This window comes from Pseudoalteromonas sp. P1-9 (genome assembly GCF_001399975.1).
Classification (GTDB): Bacteria; Pseudomonadota; Gammaproteobacteria; order Enterobacterales; family Alteromonadaceae; genus Pseudoalteromonas.
Window position 1 is genome coordinate 1 of sequence record NZ_LKBD01000016.1, and the last position, 16,612, is coordinate 16,612.

At 40.4% G+C, this 16,612-nt stretch carries 14 protein-coding genes; 3 read left to right on the forward strand and 11 right to left on the reverse strand.

Translation table 11 applies throughout. The features are described from left to right. Positions 1–360, reverse strand: a 360-nt coding sequence (locus AN214_RS11295; RefSeq protein ID WP_054979833.1) for a hypothetical protein, incomplete at its 3' end; no start/stop codon positions are given. 224 nt (positions 361–584) lie between these two features. Between AN214_RS11295 and AN214_RS11300 the strand changes: the two genes are divergently transcribed. Together AN214_RS11300 and AN214_RS11305 are read left to right on the forward strand one after the other, a co-directional pair. After that, the gene (locus AN214_RS11300) at positions 585–1,550 is read left to right on the forward strand and encodes a tRNA-dihydrouridine synthase (protein WP_054979834.1); all 966 of its coding nucleotides are present in this window, start codon (positions 585–587) and stop codon (positions 1,548–1,550) included. Positions 1,551–1,632: 82 nt separating this feature from the next. Continuing rightward, the gene (locus AN214_RS11305) at positions 1,633–1,962 is read left to right on the forward strand and encodes a TraR/DksA C4-type zinc finger protein (RefSeq protein ID WP_010559758.1); all 330 of its coding nucleotides are present in this window, start codon (positions 1,633–1,635) and stop codon (positions 1,960–1,962) included. A gap of 3 nt (positions 1,963–1,965) precedes the next feature. Here the strand turns inward: AN214_RS11305 and AN214_RS11310 are convergent, their stop codons facing one another. Further along, positions 1,966–2,946: a hypothetical protein gene (locus AN214_RS11310; protein ID WP_054979835.1), complete on the reverse strand. Its 981-nt coding sequence runs from the start codon at positions 2,944–2,946 to the stop codon at positions 1,966–1,968. A 42-nt stretch (positions 2,947–2,988) separates the two neighbouring features. Here AN214_RS11310 and AN214_RS11315 point away from each other — a divergent pair, with 42 nt between their 5' ends. Further along, positions 2,989–3,495, forward strand: coding sequence for a GGDEF domain-containing protein (locus AN214_RS11315; protein WP_054979894.1), 507 nt, complete (start codon positions 2,989–2,991; stop codon positions 3,493–3,495). Positions 3,496–3,882: 387 nt separating this feature from the next. Here the strand turns inward: AN214_RS11315 and AN214_RS11320 are convergent, their stop codons facing one another. From AN214_RS11320 to AN214_RS11360, 9 genes are all read right to left on the reverse strand, one after another. Then, complete coding sequence (locus AN214_RS11320) at positions 3,883–5,166, reverse strand: lipopolysaccharide assembly protein LapB (protein WP_054979836.1); 1,284 nt, start codon at positions 5,164–5,166, stop codon at positions 3,883–3,885. Positions 5,167–5,174: 8 nt separating this feature from the next. Further along, complete coding sequence (locus tag AN214_RS11325) at positions 5,175–5,789, reverse strand: energy transducer TonB (protein ID WP_054979837.1); 615 nt, start codon at positions 5,787–5,789, stop codon at positions 5,175–5,177. Then, on the reverse strand, positions 5,789–6,193 hold the full coding sequence (locus AN214_RS11330) for a biopolymer transporter ExbD (protein WP_054979838.1): 405 nt from the start codon (positions 6,191–6,193) through the stop codon (positions 5,789–5,791). Before AN214_RS11330 ends, AN214_RS11325 begins: the two co-directional genes overlap by 1 nt. A gap of 14 nt (positions 6,194–6,207) precedes the next feature. After that, entirely contained in the window at positions 6,208–6,732 is a 525-nt protein-coding gene (locus tag AN214_RS11335) for a MotA/TolQ/ExbB proton channel family protein (protein WP_010559752.1), read from the reverse strand. Then, positions 6,732–8,096: a MotA/TolQ/ExbB proton channel family protein gene (locus AN214_RS11340; protein WP_054979839.1), complete on the reverse strand. Its 1,365-nt coding sequence runs from the start codon at positions 8,094–8,096 to the stop codon at positions 6,732–6,734. Before AN214_RS11340 ends, AN214_RS11335 begins: the two co-directional genes overlap by 1 nt. Positions 8,097–8,101: 5 nt before the next feature. Continuing rightward, positions 8,102–8,872 carry a DUF3450 domain-containing protein gene (locus AN214_RS11345; RefSeq protein ID WP_010559750.1) on the reverse strand — a complete coding sequence of 257 codons (771 nt, stop codon included), beginning with the start codon at positions 8,870–8,872 and terminating at the stop codon, positions 8,102–8,104. A gap of 348 nt (positions 8,873–9,220) precedes the next feature. After that, complete coding sequence (locus AN214_RS11350; RefSeq protein ID WP_054979840.1) at positions 9,221–10,921, reverse strand: tetratricopeptide repeat-containing sulfotransferase family protein; 1,701 nt, start codon at positions 10,919–10,921, stop codon at positions 9,221–9,223. A 97-nt stretch (positions 10,922–11,018) separates the two neighbouring features. Continuing rightward, on the reverse strand, positions 11,019–13,874 hold the full coding sequence (locus AN214_RS11355) for a TonB-dependent receptor domain-containing protein (protein WP_054979841.1): 2,856 nt from the start codon (positions 13,872–13,874) through the stop codon (positions 11,019–11,021). Positions 13,875–14,190: 316 nt separating this feature from the next. Continuing rightward, on the reverse strand, positions 14,191–16,533 hold the full coding sequence (locus AN214_RS11360; protein WP_054979842.1) for a DNA polymerase II: 2,343 nt from the start codon (positions 16,531–16,533) through the stop codon (positions 14,191–14,193). Between the last annotated feature and the right edge of the window lie 79 nt (positions 16,534–16,612).

Consider the following 16,612-nt stretch of genomic DNA (forward strand, 5'->3'; position numbering starts at 1 on the left):
GCCGCACTTGCCTTCTTTTTTAGCTTTTTTGTCGCCGCCGCATTTACCTTCGCCACACTTGCCTTCTTTTTTAGCTTTGTGGTCGCCGCCGCATTTGCCTTCGCCGCACTTACCTTCTTTTTTAGCTTTTTTGTCGCCGCCGCACTTACCTTCGCCGCATTTGCCTTCTTTTTCAGCTTTTTTATCGCCGCCGCATTTACCTTCACCACATTTGCCTTCACCAGCATCAAGCATATAGCCAGATTGCATTGCGGTAACTTGGAAAGGGTTAGCGTTTGCCGCTGTAGAAACTAAGCTTGATGCACCAATTACTGCTGCACCTACTGTTAAAGCTACTGAATTTTTATTAAGTGTTTTCATAGTTGTCTCGTTTTACGTTTACTTGATTGTTTAAAATGACCTAGCTTTTAAAAATATTCTTTCAAATAAATTTAAATTTTTTGATCAATTCGTTTTGTAAATCTCATTATGGTACAGCTAACCCATTGAGCAATATCAGTTTAGCCTTGTAATAAAAAAAATAATAGTGTTTAGCTCATAAGCTCGTTAAAATCGCCGCCGAGATAGCTATTACACGGGTTACAATGAAACTGATTTTGGCACCGATGGAAGGTGTTGTTGACTTCCATATGCGACAATTACTCACCGATATTGGTGGATTTGACCTGTGTGTTACTGAATTTATCCGTGTTGTTGATGCATTATTACCTGCTCGTGTATTTCATCGATACTGCCCTGAGTTAAACAATCAGGGAAAAACCCAATCTGGCACCCCTGTGCGTATTCAATTACTTGGACAACACGCAAATGTGCTTGCAGAAAATGCACAGCGTGCAGTTGAACTTGGTTCTCACGGTGTTGATTTGAATTTTGGCTGCCCCGCAAAAACAGTCAATAAAAGTAAAGGCGGCGCAGTACTACTCAAAGAACCAGAGCAAATTTATCAAATTGTAAAAGCTGTGCGAGATGCGGTGCCTGTGGATGATGAGGTATCAGCTAAGGTTCGCCTTGGTTTTGATGACTGTTCTCAAAGCCAAGAAATTTTTGATGCTGTTTGTAGTGCTGGTGCATCAAGTATCGCGATTCATGCAAGAACAAAACGTGACGGCTACCGCCCTCCTGCGTATTGGGAAAAAATAAAACCACTCAAAGTCACCTCTGATATCAATGTGGTTGCCAACGGTGAGGTGTGGAATTTTGACCATTATAGATTGTGCCAACAACGCAGTGGCTGTGATGATGTGATGCTAGGTCGTGGTGCGTTAGCAAAGCCCGATCTGGCAGCTGAAATTGTCAGCAAGCGCAATGGTGAACATTACACTGCATTATCGTGGCAGCAAATATTACACCATATAATTGACTCATCAATGCATTGTGATGGCGGTAACAGTGAACGTTACTTCGCCAGTCGCACAAAACAGTGGCTTGGCTATTTAAAACTGCAATACACCGATGCAAACCTCTTTTTTGAAGAAATAAAACGACTTAAATCGAGTCAAGAAGTGCTCGATAAAATTTTACAGGCGAGTAACAAAGTTACTACTTGTTGATTCATATCATATCGCGCGTTTATCAAGTCCCTATAATTCAATATTGCACCCTTAGGTGCTAGGAATAAAAAGGGGAATGAGAATGACCGTGTCACTTGAGTTATTCAAACGTAGGCTTGAAGTAGAATTGGAAGCGTTACGCAAAGAGGTAATTGAACATTATGGACAAGTTCAGCCCGCAATTGTTAATGACTTACATGCTATTAACTATAGCGATTGGCCAGACTTTCTGGAACAGCACTTTCTATTAAATCATGAACCTAAACTGAGTCGTTTAATTCAGTTAGAGGCGGCAATTGCGCAATTTGAAATTGGCCAATATGGCTATTGTGCAGACTGTGAAGAACCTATTGAGCTAGAGTTACTCGATAACGACCCAGCAACACAACGCTGTAAAGCATGTTCCCATTAGGCATTAGCCTAATGGGATATTTACCATCGCAAGCGCTGGCTCTTGTAATATTTTTGCTAGTACACGATTAGCGCGTTCTTCATCAATCTCTAACTGCTTGGTTAGCACTGTAAGTGCATGCTCACTACTCCATGCCTGCGCATGAATACCGAAATCAACTTCTGCAATTACCGCTTGCTCTTTACCAAATGGCACGGCTGAAAATTCCGCGCGGCGATCACTGTATTTTGTACGCCAATCTAAGCCTGAGTTATTAGCGCATTTTTGAGTTGTAAAGCAAACAACAAACTGCGGTTCACTGTTTACACTTTGCTTGATTATTAACAAGCTATTTAATACATCCGCCGGTTTTTGCGCTGCATTAGTAAAATAGTTTAAACGTGCTTGATACCAATCTTCGCCATTAGGTAAGGCCCCAATGCCTGGGCTTCTGCGTGGTGAGTAGTCTTTTAAATAACTCTCAAATTCAGCCAATGCAGTTTTTGCTGCTGTGAATGTCTCTAGCTGTTGTTCCGCGTTAGCTATTTGGCGTAACAGCGCGGTTAGCTCAAAGCGACTGAGGCGAACTTTGTCTTGATAGGCATTGCTCATTTTTTGCTGACTGAAGGCAATAAAGTCTGCAAGGTCAGCATCTTCAACATGAGGCGCGCTCTGTAAGTAGTTTAATACCGGATTAGCATTATACGGCCAAGGAAAGAAACGTTCGGTAAAGCGCTGCTCTATCGCTAACAACTGGGCTTCTGGGCTAGGTTTTTCGGATGTTCGCAATAATTGTTTAAATAAACTATCTCTTTGCGTTAAATAACGGTCACTCATAGGCCACAAAAGGTCGTTAGATTCGCTCTGTGACGGGTAAAGCAAAGTATTAAGCTGCGTTAAAGACGTTACTAACTCGGCCTCTGAGCGATTATTTGAGGCGTCATCGCAGCCAAATAATAAAAAAGCGAAACAAATTGGTAGTAATAATTGCGTAAATTTAATCAATTTAATCTAACCTTAAAAGAGATGGTAATCTGGAGAGCGCTTATGATTTTTTCTTTTCAAAACGCCTCATTTCGCGATACGGAAACTGGATTATACAACCAAGCATACTTTATGGAAATTTTTAACCGCGAATGGCATAGGTTAATACGTGATAACGATAGTTTGTCTATTCTGTTATTTAATCCACATATCAGAACCTCTTCTGAGACAGAAAAAGCAAAACTAATTCAAGTAGGTAATATTCTGACCGAGCAAACACTACGCAGCACCGATATTACGTGTCGCTTTAACGAGCATTGCTTTGCGATGGGGCTATTTGGGCTCGATACCGAAGGCACTAAAGTGATTGTTACCCGCATTCAAAACGCGTTATTAGAGCAAGAAAAGCTGGGCTTATTGCACTGCAACTTAAGCATTGGTGCTGTGAACGTGAAGCCAGAGCTTACTATTGAACCTGGTGCTATTTTTGAAAAAACAATCACCGCCCTTCATTATGCAGAACAAAATGGTGTAAATGCGTATCAACTAGAAACATATACCATTCACTAACATTTAAAACAGCATTTTAAGAGTAGCACCATCGCTACTTTGTAGTGAGTAGATTTAGCGCTGCGTGCCGTGTTGTAGCAAACAAGTGTGATATTGATGTCGATATTCGACTAAAGCTGCTGCGGCTGATGCATTTTATGTGGCGAGTATGTGAATTAATCCGATTGCGCTCAAAAGAACCGTTCGGCAGCGCTTGATTGGGTTTTCTACTGTGTTATCGGCTGACTCACATAGAATAACTAAGCCTATGTCTTGTATAAGACCCAATCAAACTACAGCAAAAACGAACTTAAAAGGTCAACAGACCCTAATTAATTGCCGAAAATAAACGATAAATTTTAGGCATTAAAAAAGCCCCTGTTGGGGCTTTTTGTGCGTGTTCAGCTATTAAATTTTAACGCCCTTACGGATCGCTTTGTCTTTAATATACTGAGACCAGCTCTTAGCAAATTTCTTCGTTTGCGGATATTCTGTCGCTTTACGAACATTTTGATAAGCCAGCTTATACTTTTCTTGCTGAAGGTATGCTTCTGCAAGGTCTAAGTGGATCTGACCTTTCTTTTTATTGCCAAGCTCAAGTGCTTTACTAAGGTTTTTAACCGCTAGTGCATAATCTTCGCTCGTTACGAACATTGAACCTGCTTTACGATATAACTCAGAGTCATTATCGAAATCAGCTGCTTCAATGTAGAACTTCGCTGCTTTGTTATAATGCTTAGCATTATGGAAATATGCACCTAGCGTCGAAACCGTCGATTTGTCTTTCTTAACTTTCTTTGCTTTTACCGCTTTTTCAAGTGTAACACCTGCTTGGTAAGGCATTTCGTTAAGTGAATACAAACTTGCAAGGAATTTAAAATGGTTAGCTGTTTCTAACGCATTGTTACGCTCTGCTACTTTCGCAGCTGCAAGACCTTTTTTGTAGTCTTCAACTGTCATGTAGAAAGAAGCTAAACGAGTCCAAAGTTTGTACTCTTTTGGCCAAATCTTAATTTGTTCTTCACTTGTTTTAACCGCATTATTGAACTGCTTAAGCTCTACGTACGCACCAACTTTTAAGTCGTAAGCACTTTTTATAGGCTCTTTTTTAGATAGTTCAATTGCACGATCTGCTGGACCAAGAATATTCTTATACTCTTTTGTTTCGTAGTAAATAGATGCAATTGCTAAATAAACTTTTGCATCTTCTTCACCCGTAAAGTCCATCCAAGCGTAGTAAGAATCACGAGCATCTTTATACTGTTTTTCTTGACGCTGTAAGTCTGCAATAAGCTTCATTACAGTTGCTTGGTCTTTAAAGTTAAGAACATCTGGCTTAGCTGCCGCTTTAGCAAGACGAATTGCTTCATCAAACTTTTCAAGCTGATAGCTCATTTGCGCCATGTAATAGTTAACTTGTGCTCTATCAAACTCGTCTGAAGGCTCAATTTCCTTCATCATTTGAAGCGCACCAGCTACATCGCCCTCGATTCCTTTTTCCTGGTCGCCATTGTAAACATCAAATGCTCTAACAACTTTTTTACCAGTACGTTCACCCATAACTTTGGTTTTACGTTTCTTGCGCTCTTCAATCTTCGCAGGATCTGCTTTAGCCAAAGTTGGTGCAGAATAAACTGCACCACCAAGTGAAATTAATAAGGCAAGCGCGGTCACTTTAGATAAAGTTTTCATACTGCCTCCTAACCTTGGTCAAGTTTGAAATCAAGTTGAACTTCGATGCCTGCTTGACGTTGTGGTTTACCATCAACAATCTTAGGCTTGTATTTCCATTTACGTAGAGCACGCTTTGCTTCACGGTCGAAAATACGTCTTGGTTCAGCGTTAATAACTTCAATATCAGTTACACCACCTACTTCATCGATTGTAAAGCGAAGTTGTACCCAACCTTCTTTACCATCACGCGCAGCTTGTGGCGGATATTTAGGCTCAATTCGAACGATTGGTGTAGCATCACCATCTCGGCCAAATGCGCCTGGGCCATCTAGACCACCTGCCGTACCACCAACATCAATTGATGGCATATTAAACTGTAACCCAGAGTTGTTATTACTCGAATTATCAGGTTGTGGCGGCTGCGGTTTAGGCGGCTGCTTAGGTGGCGGCGGAGGCGGAGGCGGTACACGCTTCCTCTCCTGCACCTTTGATTCAGGCGGATTCGTCATAATTTCGACTACAATCTGCTCTTGGTCATTGGCGGCGCGTTTATCGCCGCCAGAGATCAAGAACGCCATGAAATAAAATAAGCCGAAAGTAACTGCCCCACCTGCAATCAGTGAAAACAGAAAACGAATCATTACTTTTCTCCAGCGATTGAAATCTTCAGATAGTCACCAGTAGCCTTGATCTGGTCCATAACTTTCACAACCACACCGTGCTTCGCTTCTTTATCCGCTTGGATAATCACGACTTCAGTAGGTTGTTCAGCTAAGAGACGCTCGATGTTCGCAGATACACGTTCTACATCTACTTGGCGCTTATCCATCCAAACTTCACCGTTACCACGAATTGCAATAAAGATATTTGCATTTTTCTTCTTGGTAGCTTGTGCTGCTTTTGGTTTGTTAACTTCAATACCGGCTTCTTTAACGAATGACGTTGTTACGATAAAGAAGATAAGCATGATGAAAACGATGTCGAGCATCGGTGTCATATCTACCGCTGCTTCATCTTCTTCACGAATACGTTTATTACGTGCCATATTCAAATCTCTCTCTAGTGATGCGGCAAGCTATCGATAAGTTTATTCTTAGCCATCTTCGCTTTCGCTTCTAGACGTGTGCTAAAGAATACACCTGATAGTGCTGCAACCATTCCAGCCATTGTTGGGATCGTCGCCATTGAAATACCTGATGCCATTAAGCGTGCGTTACCAGTACCTTGGGTAGCCATGGTTTCGAAAACCGCGATCATACCCGTTACAGTACCTAATAAGCCGATAAGTGGACATACAGCTACTAATGTTTTGATCAACAACATACGCTCATCTAATTTCTCAGACGCTTCAGAAATCCATGCTTCACGGATTCTGTGTGCATACCAAGACGTAGTGTCCTGGCGGGCGTCCCAGTTAGCGATGATTCCCTTTTTCATTTTAGGAAACACGCTGGTCAGGAACCAATAGCGCTCAATCATTAATACCCACATAAGAAAGAGTGCTATTGCGACCACATATAGTACCTGGCCGCCTGTAGCCACAAAATCCCTGACAGATTCCCAGATCTCCATCAGGACTAGCATTAGGCTTTCTCCTTCTCCGCGTGAGCAGCAATAATACCAGCGCTTTGCTCATCTAGGATGTGTAGTACAGACTTAGAACGGCTTGCAACGATAGCGTGAACTAGGATTAGCGGTAGTGCCGCAATTAGACCTAGAGCAGTAGTTACTAGTGCCATTGAGATTGAACCAGCCATGATCTTCGGATCACCTGTACCGAATAACGTGATTTGCTGGAATGTTTCGATCATACCTACAACAGTACCTAATAGACCCATTAGAGGTGCGATAGCTGCGAAGATCTTGATGATGTTAACACCAGCTTCGATGCGTGGCGTTTCACGTAGAATCGCTTCATCAAGCTTAAGCTCAAGGTTTTCAACATCTTCTGATTTGTTGTCTTGGTAAACTTTAAGAATACGACCAAGCGGGTTGTTTTCGTTTGGTGTGTTAAGATTCTTAAGCTGTGAACGGATCTTACCAGTAGTTAGAGTAAGGTCAGCAAGACGAATAATCGCGATGATGAAACCAATAACTAGTAGTACTGCGATTAGGTAACCAACTGTACCACCTTGGTGGAAACGCTCTTCGTGAGTCGCTTTCTGCGTGTTTAGACGTAGAATTGAACCACGAGTGATATCTGTATAGAAACCAGTGTATGAACCAGCTGGAGTAGCACGTAGCGCTTCAGCAGAAGACAATACGTAACCATCAGGCTGACGACCTAGCGGCTGGATTTGCTTAGTTTCTGGGTGGTAAATTAAGTAACCTTGATCAGAGATAAGGTTGAAGTTACCAATACGCGTAACTTTAGCGTTAACTTCTGAACCGTCTAACTGAGCAACTGTAGTTTCGAAAGATGATACTTTCGCAGACTCAGTCATTTCAGTTTGAAGACCAATCCAAAGCTCTTCTAGTTCGCGAGTAGTTGGTAGTTCTTTAGCAGCAGCTAGAGAACGAAGAACTTCTTCACGTCCTGGCTTTTCAGCAGAAACTAGTGACGCTTCGATTGAACCGATTGTTTCAGATGCAGCACGACGTACAACACCGAACATCTCACCAAGCGTACCTTTAGCAGTTTCTAATTCTGCTTCTTTAGACGCTAGTGTCGCTTCGTTTTGTGCGTATTGCTTCTTAAGACGATCACCGCGAGCTTCTTCAGCCGCTAGTTCACGTTGAGCTTTCTTTAATAACGCTTGCTTGTCAGCACGAGCTGATAAGAACTCTTGCTCACGTTGCTTGTTAATTTTGCCAGACGAGATACGGTCTTGCTTAACTTGCTCAAGGATTTTATCTAGAGCAGCTGTATCTGCGTGTGCATTTAGCGCGCCACCTGCAGAAACAGAAAGAACAGTAGCAACTGCTAAACCTTTAAATAGTTTCTTCATCGTGATTACTCCGCGCCAAAGATTGGAAGGCTAACAATATCGTAAGCTTTTTGCTTACGCGCCATACGAATAAGATCAGTAATAGGGCTGATGTATTCGTCACCTAGCTTGTCCCACTGCTTCGTAGAGTTGTTCCAAACCCAAGCATTCTTAAGGTCTAGAGACTGAGCTACGTAAGCGATACGACCAACACGACCGAAGTCTACAGTGATATCACGACCATCTAGGTTGATAGCACCTTGAGTAGCAGTTACAACAGTGCTGTAATCTTTCTCTGTAAGGTAAGCTTCAAGAACCTGACGGTACTTTTCAGAAGTCGTTACTGATGAGTTAGTCATTAACTCACGTAACTTTTCAACACGGTCTAAACGCTTTTCAGTGTCAAAAGGAACGTCCGCTTTGATGAATTGCTCAAGCGTATCGATCATGCGATACATCAAAGGCACAACGTTACGTTTAGTTGTATCGATTTCTTTGATTTGTTTATTTAATGATTCAATGCCCGCATTTTGGTCTGCAACCAAACGTGCTAGGTGATCATTATAAACTTTTAGGATCTCAGTTTGGTTAATCGTAGTGTCATACTCCGCTTTCAGTTCAACTGTTTGCTCGAATACGTTATCGATTTTGTTCTGAGACTTTTGTGCAGCCTTAATAGTCTGACCTTCAACATTGTGAATGTCTTTCAAAGGATCTGCCATCACATTGCTGCTTGTAAGTGCAACCGCGCCAACCAACGCTGAAGCTACAAGACTTTTTCTGATTTTAACAGACATAGTTCCCAACCAATTAAGTAATGTTACTTTTTTAGAATTTAAACTGATTAAAACTCAATCATGAATGGTGCACATAAAAAATGCACCAACTCACCAATAATGCTAAATGCATAGAAGAGTGTCAACAGCCAAACTTAGTAAAATACTGCTTCGAGTTAGTTTAGTAACTCTCACCCTCAAAAATATAAACATTCTGTTTACATTTGAATTTAAATTAGCATAGATACAAGCCACACAACAAAAGCGATAGAGCTACCATTACAGCAATTTTAGTAAAAAGTTATTAACAGTTTAAAAGTTTATATTTTTTTTTTGAAAATATCGTCATGAACAATGATTTGCTTTGACTTATAAGTTATAACTATCAGCTTTACTGTTTAATAACTTAATAAGCTCCGACAATTCTTCTTCATATTGATGCCAAAGGCCTATAGAATTTGTATACATAGGTTGTCTTACCTGTACTGCACTTGCTGTTTTAACAATGCTAGGAGTTTTGTGAAAATCAAGACATGACTCTTGCCACTCTAAGCCACATTGAGCAATTAGATTTTGAATTTCTTCAGTAGGATTCAACGCAAGCTTTTCATAATGAACATCTAGTATTTCTCCTGGAAACTCAGCATGCCAATGAGCCATTAATATCTCATAGCTTTTGTAATACTTGGCAAGGGCTTCTAAGTTATAGGCGAAGCGATAGTTATCGTTACTGAAATTTTTTTTGTAAATAGATAAACACGTGTCGTTCCTGTCTCTCTTACAGTGAATAATCTTAGCATTTGGGAAAAGAATTTTGATTACACCTACCATAAGAAAGTTTAAAGGCAGTTTATCGGTAATAAAACAGCTTCCACTCGACAAACTATTTATTTTCGCTAGATACTGATCTGATAAAGCCTTAATTTGCTTTTCATGAAGATTAGCAACGTTTTCAAATAAGTAAGTGTTAGAATCTAATAAAGTACAACTCAACGAGAAAAACGTTTCTATTTCGCCTGCATTAAACACCGAGGTGTGAGACCCAATTATTTTTTCAATCAGGGAAGTTCCTGACCTTGGCATACCAACTATAAAAATTGGTTTTTGTGACTTATTTCCATGTATTTGTAATGGTTCGATATCTTTTCTTGTGAAAGCAGACTTTATATTATCAATAAATGCTAAATCCGCTCTTACATCATAATTTAACATTTTAAATCGTAAATCATTACCCTGTTTAAGATAGCTAAAAGACTGTTTATATTTTTCATTTTGCTCATAAGCTTTCGCTAAGGAAAATGCTAATAAAATACGATCTTGAGCATGTAGTTGCGCATTAGAATACAGATCATTAAGTTGCGCTAAGTGACCTTCCCCTTCTTTTTTATAATTTGTCACAACAGAGAGGCCATAATGAGCCATAACTAGATTGGGGGTTATTTCGATTGCCCTTTTGTAAAGCTCTTTGGCTTTTATTATTTCACCTTTGGCTTTTTTTATATTTGCCAGAGAATACAGAGCTTTTGAATTATCCCTGTTAGCCTTGATATTTTTTTGTAATAAGGTTTCTGCTTTTTCATACTGATTAGATTGTGTATATAAAGTGGCTAGATAATCGTCCAATAGTACATTCTCTGCACTATTATCCAAGCGTGTCTTACACACTTCAATTGCACTCTCAAAATCACCAACCTGTGAATAGCAAAAACTTAATCCTAGTAAGTCAACAGCAGAATTTGGTTTGTGTACGCATGCTTTTTGATAATAATAAATTGCGTTTTTGAAGTTTCGCTTGCTTTTATTTATTACTGCAAGAGCATGACTTTTAGCATAAACCTCAAAGGGTGAATCAATTAATTTAAGAAGAATATTTTCAGCAGCTTCAAAATTACTTGTTTCAAATAATATTAATGCTGCTTCTAAAACTGCGGGTTCAAAATGAGATAAGTTATTTAAGATATCATTTACACGATGTAAAGCCACTGAGTAGTTTTTATTGCGCCTAGCATTTGTTGCTATTTCATATAAATTCGCTTGTTGTGGAGTGAGTTTGTGGTTATCTAATTTCATTACACGACTACTCTATTAATTACGACATAATTTTCATTCTCTCATAAAAAAAGCCTGCATATGCAGGCTTTTTGCTAATTTAGCGCGTAGGCTTAAATTAGAATGTCATGTTAACACTTACGTGAATGAAACGACCTAGCGAATCATAGAAACCAGAGATAGTGTTAGCGTTAGTTGATAGAGAGTTACCAACCATTGGTGGCTCTTCGTCAAGAATGTTGTTAACACCGCCGATAACTGTTACGTGTTCGTTGATTGAATAACTACCTGATACATCAAAGAAGTTATATGCATCAACACCACCTTCTTCAGCAAGTTTAGTATCTGCAGTGCCGTCATAATCAACTTCACCGTAGAAACGCCACTTAGCTGTTACACGCCAATCATTCATAGAGTAATCAGCTTGGAAAGTATGACGCCACTTAGGAGTTGTGAAACAGTCAGTGCTGATAGTACCAGTACAATCATAGTCTAGGCTTGAATCAGCAAGAACTGGTTGAACTAGCTTTTTGATGTTGTAGTAACCATTGATGTTGAAATCAAGAGTGCCTTCACCCACAGCCATGCTGTAGTTAGCTGTTACGTCAACACCACGCCAGTGACGACCACCGATGTTATCACTTAAGTTAGTAACAAAACCTTCTTGACCTAACCAAAGGCTGCCAGAAGGACTACGCTTAACGTTATCACAGAAGAATGCATCGCCCGTTGTAGCACAGTTATTTAGGATACGCTCAGCACCTACTGATGCGATTACATTTTCCATCTTGATGTCAAAGTAATCGATAGTGAAGTTGAAATCCTCAAATGGGTTCGCAACTAAACCAACAGTAATTGTATCTGCTTCTTCTGGGTTAAGTTCAGTGTTACCACCAGAAACTTGGTTGTATTGACCAGCAGGAGACTTAGAAACAGCACCTGTGCCGTATTGCGCAGCTGTCATACCCGTACGTTGACACTGTTCAAGTGAGTATGAAGGATCAGTGCCAGCACAAGGGTCATCACCAGTCCAAAGACCAATATTTTGAGATGAGAATAGCTCACCTACGTTAGGAGCTCGAATTGCTTTTGCAAAACTTGCACGGAACTTATATGCGTCAGCTAGTGTGTAGTCAGCACCAACAGTGAATGTTGTGTCTGAACCTGAAGTTGAGTAGTCAGACCAACGTAATGCACCGTTCATGTTTAATTCGTCAAGAACTGGAACCTGGAATTCTGTAAAGAATTCAGTTACATCAATTTCACCGTTTAGGCTTGCTGAAGGACCACCTTGACCAAGTAATTGGCCTTCTGCGTAAACTGTGTCAGAAATACGCTCGTAAGTTTGTTCACGACGTTCAAAACCAAATACAGCTGCTACTGGAGCTGGAGCTGATGGAATATGTAGCTGCTCAATTTCACCTGAAACATAACCGTTTAAGATTTGCTGAGTTACTAAACCTGTTTGAATACCAACACCTGCAAGTTGTGCTGCTTGATCAGGTGTAACACCGCCTAGCTCAAATACGTTGTAATATAAACAACCATCTTCTTCAACACACTCAGTGCCTACAGCGCCAACACGTGGACCAATCTTAGGCGCTAGTAAGTCGTTGATATAAACCGAGCTAGATGTTGTAGCTGAATAGTTGTAGCTAACATCATATGACCAAGTATCATTGATTTCACCTTCAACACCCGTGATGATACGGTAAGATGAATGCTCTAGATTATCGGCACGAGGACCGCCTTCAACGTTACGCTTACCAATGTAACCAACGAATTGGTCTGCATCAGTTTGGCCAAACCATGTTTGTAATTGCTGTTTCTGAAGATCTGAAATAAGTGGATTGTCGTAATCAAATACAAATTCTTCGTTGTAGAAAGTACCTGACTCTGCAATCTGACCCGCAGTACGGTTATGCATGAATGATGCTTCTAGATACGGGCGGAAATTATCATTGATTTCATAATTTACGAAAGTACCGAAAGAGAAACGCTCATTTGGACGCATGAAGTGGTTAACTGGGGCATAGTTATAACGGTAACCATCATCTTCAATAAAACCGTTACCATTTGGATTTAGGTAACCAAAGAAGTTTTGTGTGTAATCTACTTCACCATCAACAATTGGATACATATCAAAATGTGGGTTAGGCGTCGTAGCAGAACCACCACAAGCAGATTGAGTACGGTTTAATGCACATGACGAATAATCGCGAGTACCCTGAAGTAGCTCATCGTTACGACGCCATACCGCGTAAGCAACTGCGTTACCTTTACCGCCATCAAATGCACCACCAATTGCTAAATCAATGCTGTATGAACGGCCATCGATACCTGTACTACCGCTTGGGTATTCAAACCCTTTATCATCCATTAAACCTTGGATGTATTTGTTATCATTATTGTGCTGGTAGCCTGATGCGCCTACGTTCATTTGAAGACCTTCAAAGTCGTCATTCATAATGAAGTTAACAACACCTGCTACTGCGTCTGCACCATATACCGCTGCAGCACCACCAGTTAGTACTTCAACTCGCTTGATTAGTGAAGCTGGGATTTGGTTAACGTCTGGCGATTGAGAAGTAATTGAACCTGCTTGAAGACGACGACCGTTAACAAGTACAAGAGTACGGTTAGAACCTAAACCACGTAAATCAAGTGTCGCTGTACCAGTCGCGCCATTTGCAAGAAAAGAAGTTTCTGCGGCTTCGATTTGAGGAAGCTGGTTAAGGATGTCTTCAACGCGTGAATAACCCGAAAGCTTAATCTCTTCCGCAGTCATCACAGTAACAGGGCTCGCGCCTTCCATATCGGTGCGTTTGATACGAGAACCAGTAACTTCAATACGTTCTACTTGTTCAGCAGCTTGTTCTTCAGCGGCATTAGCATTTGCTGCGAAAACAGCAGTGCTAGCACCACCAAAAGCGATCGCTAAGCGAACAGCTTTTGCTAGTTTATTATTTAACATTTAGATTTCTCCCTGGACCACATTTGTGGATTTACTTTTATTTACAATCTAACAATTTGTTGATTGATTTTTTTGAGTTAAAACTCATTTATCCGAGGGCAATAATAATCATAAGGGTAAACATCGGTCAACATGTGTTTATAAAGTTTTAACATTTAAGCCTCATATGTTTCTTTAAGATCACATTTATACACACTTGGAAACATTTCAAAAAGCCTATCCGAAACAATTAAAATCATTTAAAAACATGGTGTTAAGTAGGGATTACGAGAGATTTTAAAATTGTAATCAAAAAATTACATTTTTTTTGAACTTTTTAGAAAAGGCTTTGTTGCTCATTAACCAATTGTTCAAAATTTAACATTAACGCCTTTTCAAGCGCCTCTACAATTGGCTTTAGTTGCTTATCTAAGTAATGTTGATAATCGATTCGATTTACTTCTGACACACCACCTTCAGCCAAGTAAACGGGGCCGTCAAGTGTTACAAGATAATTCACCCAGTCACCTCGTTTGATGAAAAAATCGGGGTGTTTTAGCTGGTAATCTAACACTGCTCTAACATGAGGTGGGATATTACGACGATACATTTCAAGCTCTTGTCCCAATCGCTTGCGATACACAAGTTTGTCATCAAAAGCACCTGATTTAAGGGCACTAACCTGTTGTGTGATGTAATCATCGACAGCTTGATTGTTAAATAGTCGTTGGTACAACTCAGTCTGAAACTCTTTGGCTAGGCGAGTCCAATCGCCACGTGCCGCTTCAAGACCTTTAAATATTAACTCTCCATCTTGGTTAATACCGGCGTAACGCTTTTTAGATCCAGTTGCTTCACCGCGCAGTGTCGGCATAAAAAATGGGTGATAATGAGTTTCAAATTCAATTTCTAGTGCGCTGTCTAACCCTTTTTCACACAATTCAGCCTGCCAGTAGCTATTTATTTTGTTAACTAATTGCTTACCTATGTCGTTACACTTTGCTTTAGAGGCTTCTCCGTCTATCGAGACAAAGGTTGAATCTGTATCGCCGTATATTACTTGGTAACCGGCTTCTTCAATTAACTGCTTGGTTTTTTTCATGATTTCATGACCACGCATGGTAATCGAACTTGACAAGCGCGGGTCATAAAACCGGCATCCGGTCGAACCTAATACGCCATAAAAACTATTCATAATTATTTTTATGGCGTAAGACATTGTTTCATCTTTGGCTTTTTTTGCCGCCTCTCTTGCTTGCCATAGCTGCTTGATAAGCGAAGGAATAAAATGTTTGGTGCGAGAAAACTGAGCACCGTTAAACCCTTCAATCGCGTCATCTTGCATTAACCCTTCAACTAACCCCATAGGATCAATCTTAAAAGTACGAATAATTGACGGATAAAGACTTTTATAATCGAGTACTAAGACATTCTGATAAAGACCAGGAAGTGAGTCCATTACATAGCCACCAGGGCTTTCAAATTGTACTGGGGAATCACCTAAATTAGGGGCGATATACCCAGCACGATGTAAATGCGGCAAATATAAATTGGTAAACGCTGCGACGGAACCACCTAGGCGGTTTAAATCAAGCCCTGTTAGTTTGGACCTTGCTATCGCAAAATCGATTAGCGATTTGTTCTGAAAAATATCCCATACCAGCTTACAGTCTTGCAGATTGTATTTAGCTAACGCTAGTTTTTCGTGCTTAAACTGGCGTTCGATTTCTGCAAGCGTATCGCCACCTTGGATCAGCTTTTCTTCACCGAGTAATTCGTGGCTTACTTGTCCTAAACGAAAGCTGGAAAAATGGTAGCTTGCGTTTTTCAGCATATCAATGCCATCAAGCACCATACGCCCGGGTAAGTTAAGTTTATTGATTTTTGATTGCGTCACTCGAAGCTGGCTAGCAAAGCGACCAAGCGGCAACTTTATACCAAGCGCTTCTGCTCGCTTAGCTAACATCACAAAGTCAAAATCAATAACATTCCAACCGATGAATACGTCTGGGTCTAATTCTTGTGTGATAGCAACAAAGCGCTTGAGTAACGTGGTTTCATCAGCAACCCACTCCAACCACTCATAACTTTCACCTTGCCCTATCATTACCACTTTTTGGTAATGCGCATTATAAAAGCCTATCGAATAGAGCACCCCTAACCCACTGCACTCTATATCAAGTGAGACACAAGTCAATTCGTGCGCAGCTAAACTCGCTTGTTCACTTTTAGCAAGTTTTGCTTGATACAAACAATGCACACCTTGGCTTAACTTATATTGCCCTTTTGCCCATGCTTGGCCTTGGATAAAACGCTCCATTAAATAGCGCTCAGCGTGGCGCACATCCTGTTCGTACAGGATCACACCGGCTTCATTTGCTGTCTCTTTTGCGGCAAAAAAGGCTTTTAGACTCGTGAAATAAAAGCCGCTAACGTTACTTTGATTAAAATGTTTCAGCGACAGCGACTTTTGTTCAAAAGCAATCCCCTCTCGATTAAGCGCATCGGCATACCATTTGGCATCTTCTGATAAACAAAATACCACCGCCTGCTCACCTGCAACTTCAACACGTACAGGACCTTCTTTAGACTTTAACCAAAACACTAAAATCAGCTTTCCGTCGCGGTCAAACTGTTGTTTAGTTAAAATTAACCCAGAAAAAGTACGCTCAATTACCATTACAACTATTATTAAACTTAATTATCGCGACAGTCTAACAAAAGAAAAAATACCTGTATTGCATTGTTATTAGTTACAA

Excerpts from the sequence above, each read along its gene's own strand:
- AN214_RS11300 (WP_054979834.1), top strand. The coding sequence starts at position 585 with ATGAAACTGATTTTGGCACCGATGGAAGGTGTTGTTGACTTCCATATG.
- AN214_RS11305 (WP_010559758.1), top strand. The coding sequence starts at position 1,633 with ATGACCGTGTCACTTGAGTTATTCAAACGTAGGCTTGAAGTAGAATTG.
- AN214_RS11315 (WP_054979894.1), top strand. The coding sequence starts at position 2,989 with ATGATTTTTTCTTTTCAAAACGCCTCATTTCGCGATACGGAAACTGGA.
- AN214_RS11320 (WP_054979836.1), bottom strand. The coding sequence starts at position 5,166 with ATGAAAACTTTATCTAAAGTGACCGCGCTTGCCTTATTAATTTCACTT.
- AN214_RS11325 (WP_054979837.1), bottom strand. The coding sequence starts at position 5,789 with ATGATTCGTTTTCTGTTTTCACTGATTGCAGGTGGGGCAGTTACTTTC.
- AN214_RS11330 (WP_054979838.1), bottom strand. The coding sequence starts at position 6,193 with ATGGCACGTAATAAACGTATTCGTGAAGAAGATGAAGCAGCGGTAGAT.
- AN214_RS11335 (WP_010559752.1), bottom strand. The coding sequence starts at position 6,732 with ATGCTAGTCCTGATGGAGATCTGGGAATCTGTCAGGGATTTTGTGGCT.
- AN214_RS11340 (WP_054979839.1), bottom strand. The coding sequence starts at position 8,096 with ATGAAGAAACTATTTAAAGGTTTAGCAGTTGCTACTGTTCTTTCTGTT.
- AN214_RS11345 (WP_010559750.1), bottom strand. The coding sequence starts at position 8,872 with ATGTCTGTTAAAATCAGAAAAAGTCTTGTAGCTTCAGCGTTGGTTGGC.
- AN214_RS11350 (WP_054979840.1), bottom strand. The coding sequence starts at position 10,921 with ATGAAATTAGATAACCACAAACTCACTCCACAACAAGCGAATTTATAT.
- AN214_RS11355 (WP_054979841.1), bottom strand. The coding sequence starts at position 13,874 with ATGTTAAATAATAAACTAGCAAAAGCTGTTCGCTTAGCGATCGCTTTT.
- AN214_RS11360 (WP_054979842.1), bottom strand. The coding sequence starts at position 16,533 with ATGGTAATTGAGCGTACTTTTTCTGGGTTAATTTTAACTAAACAACAG.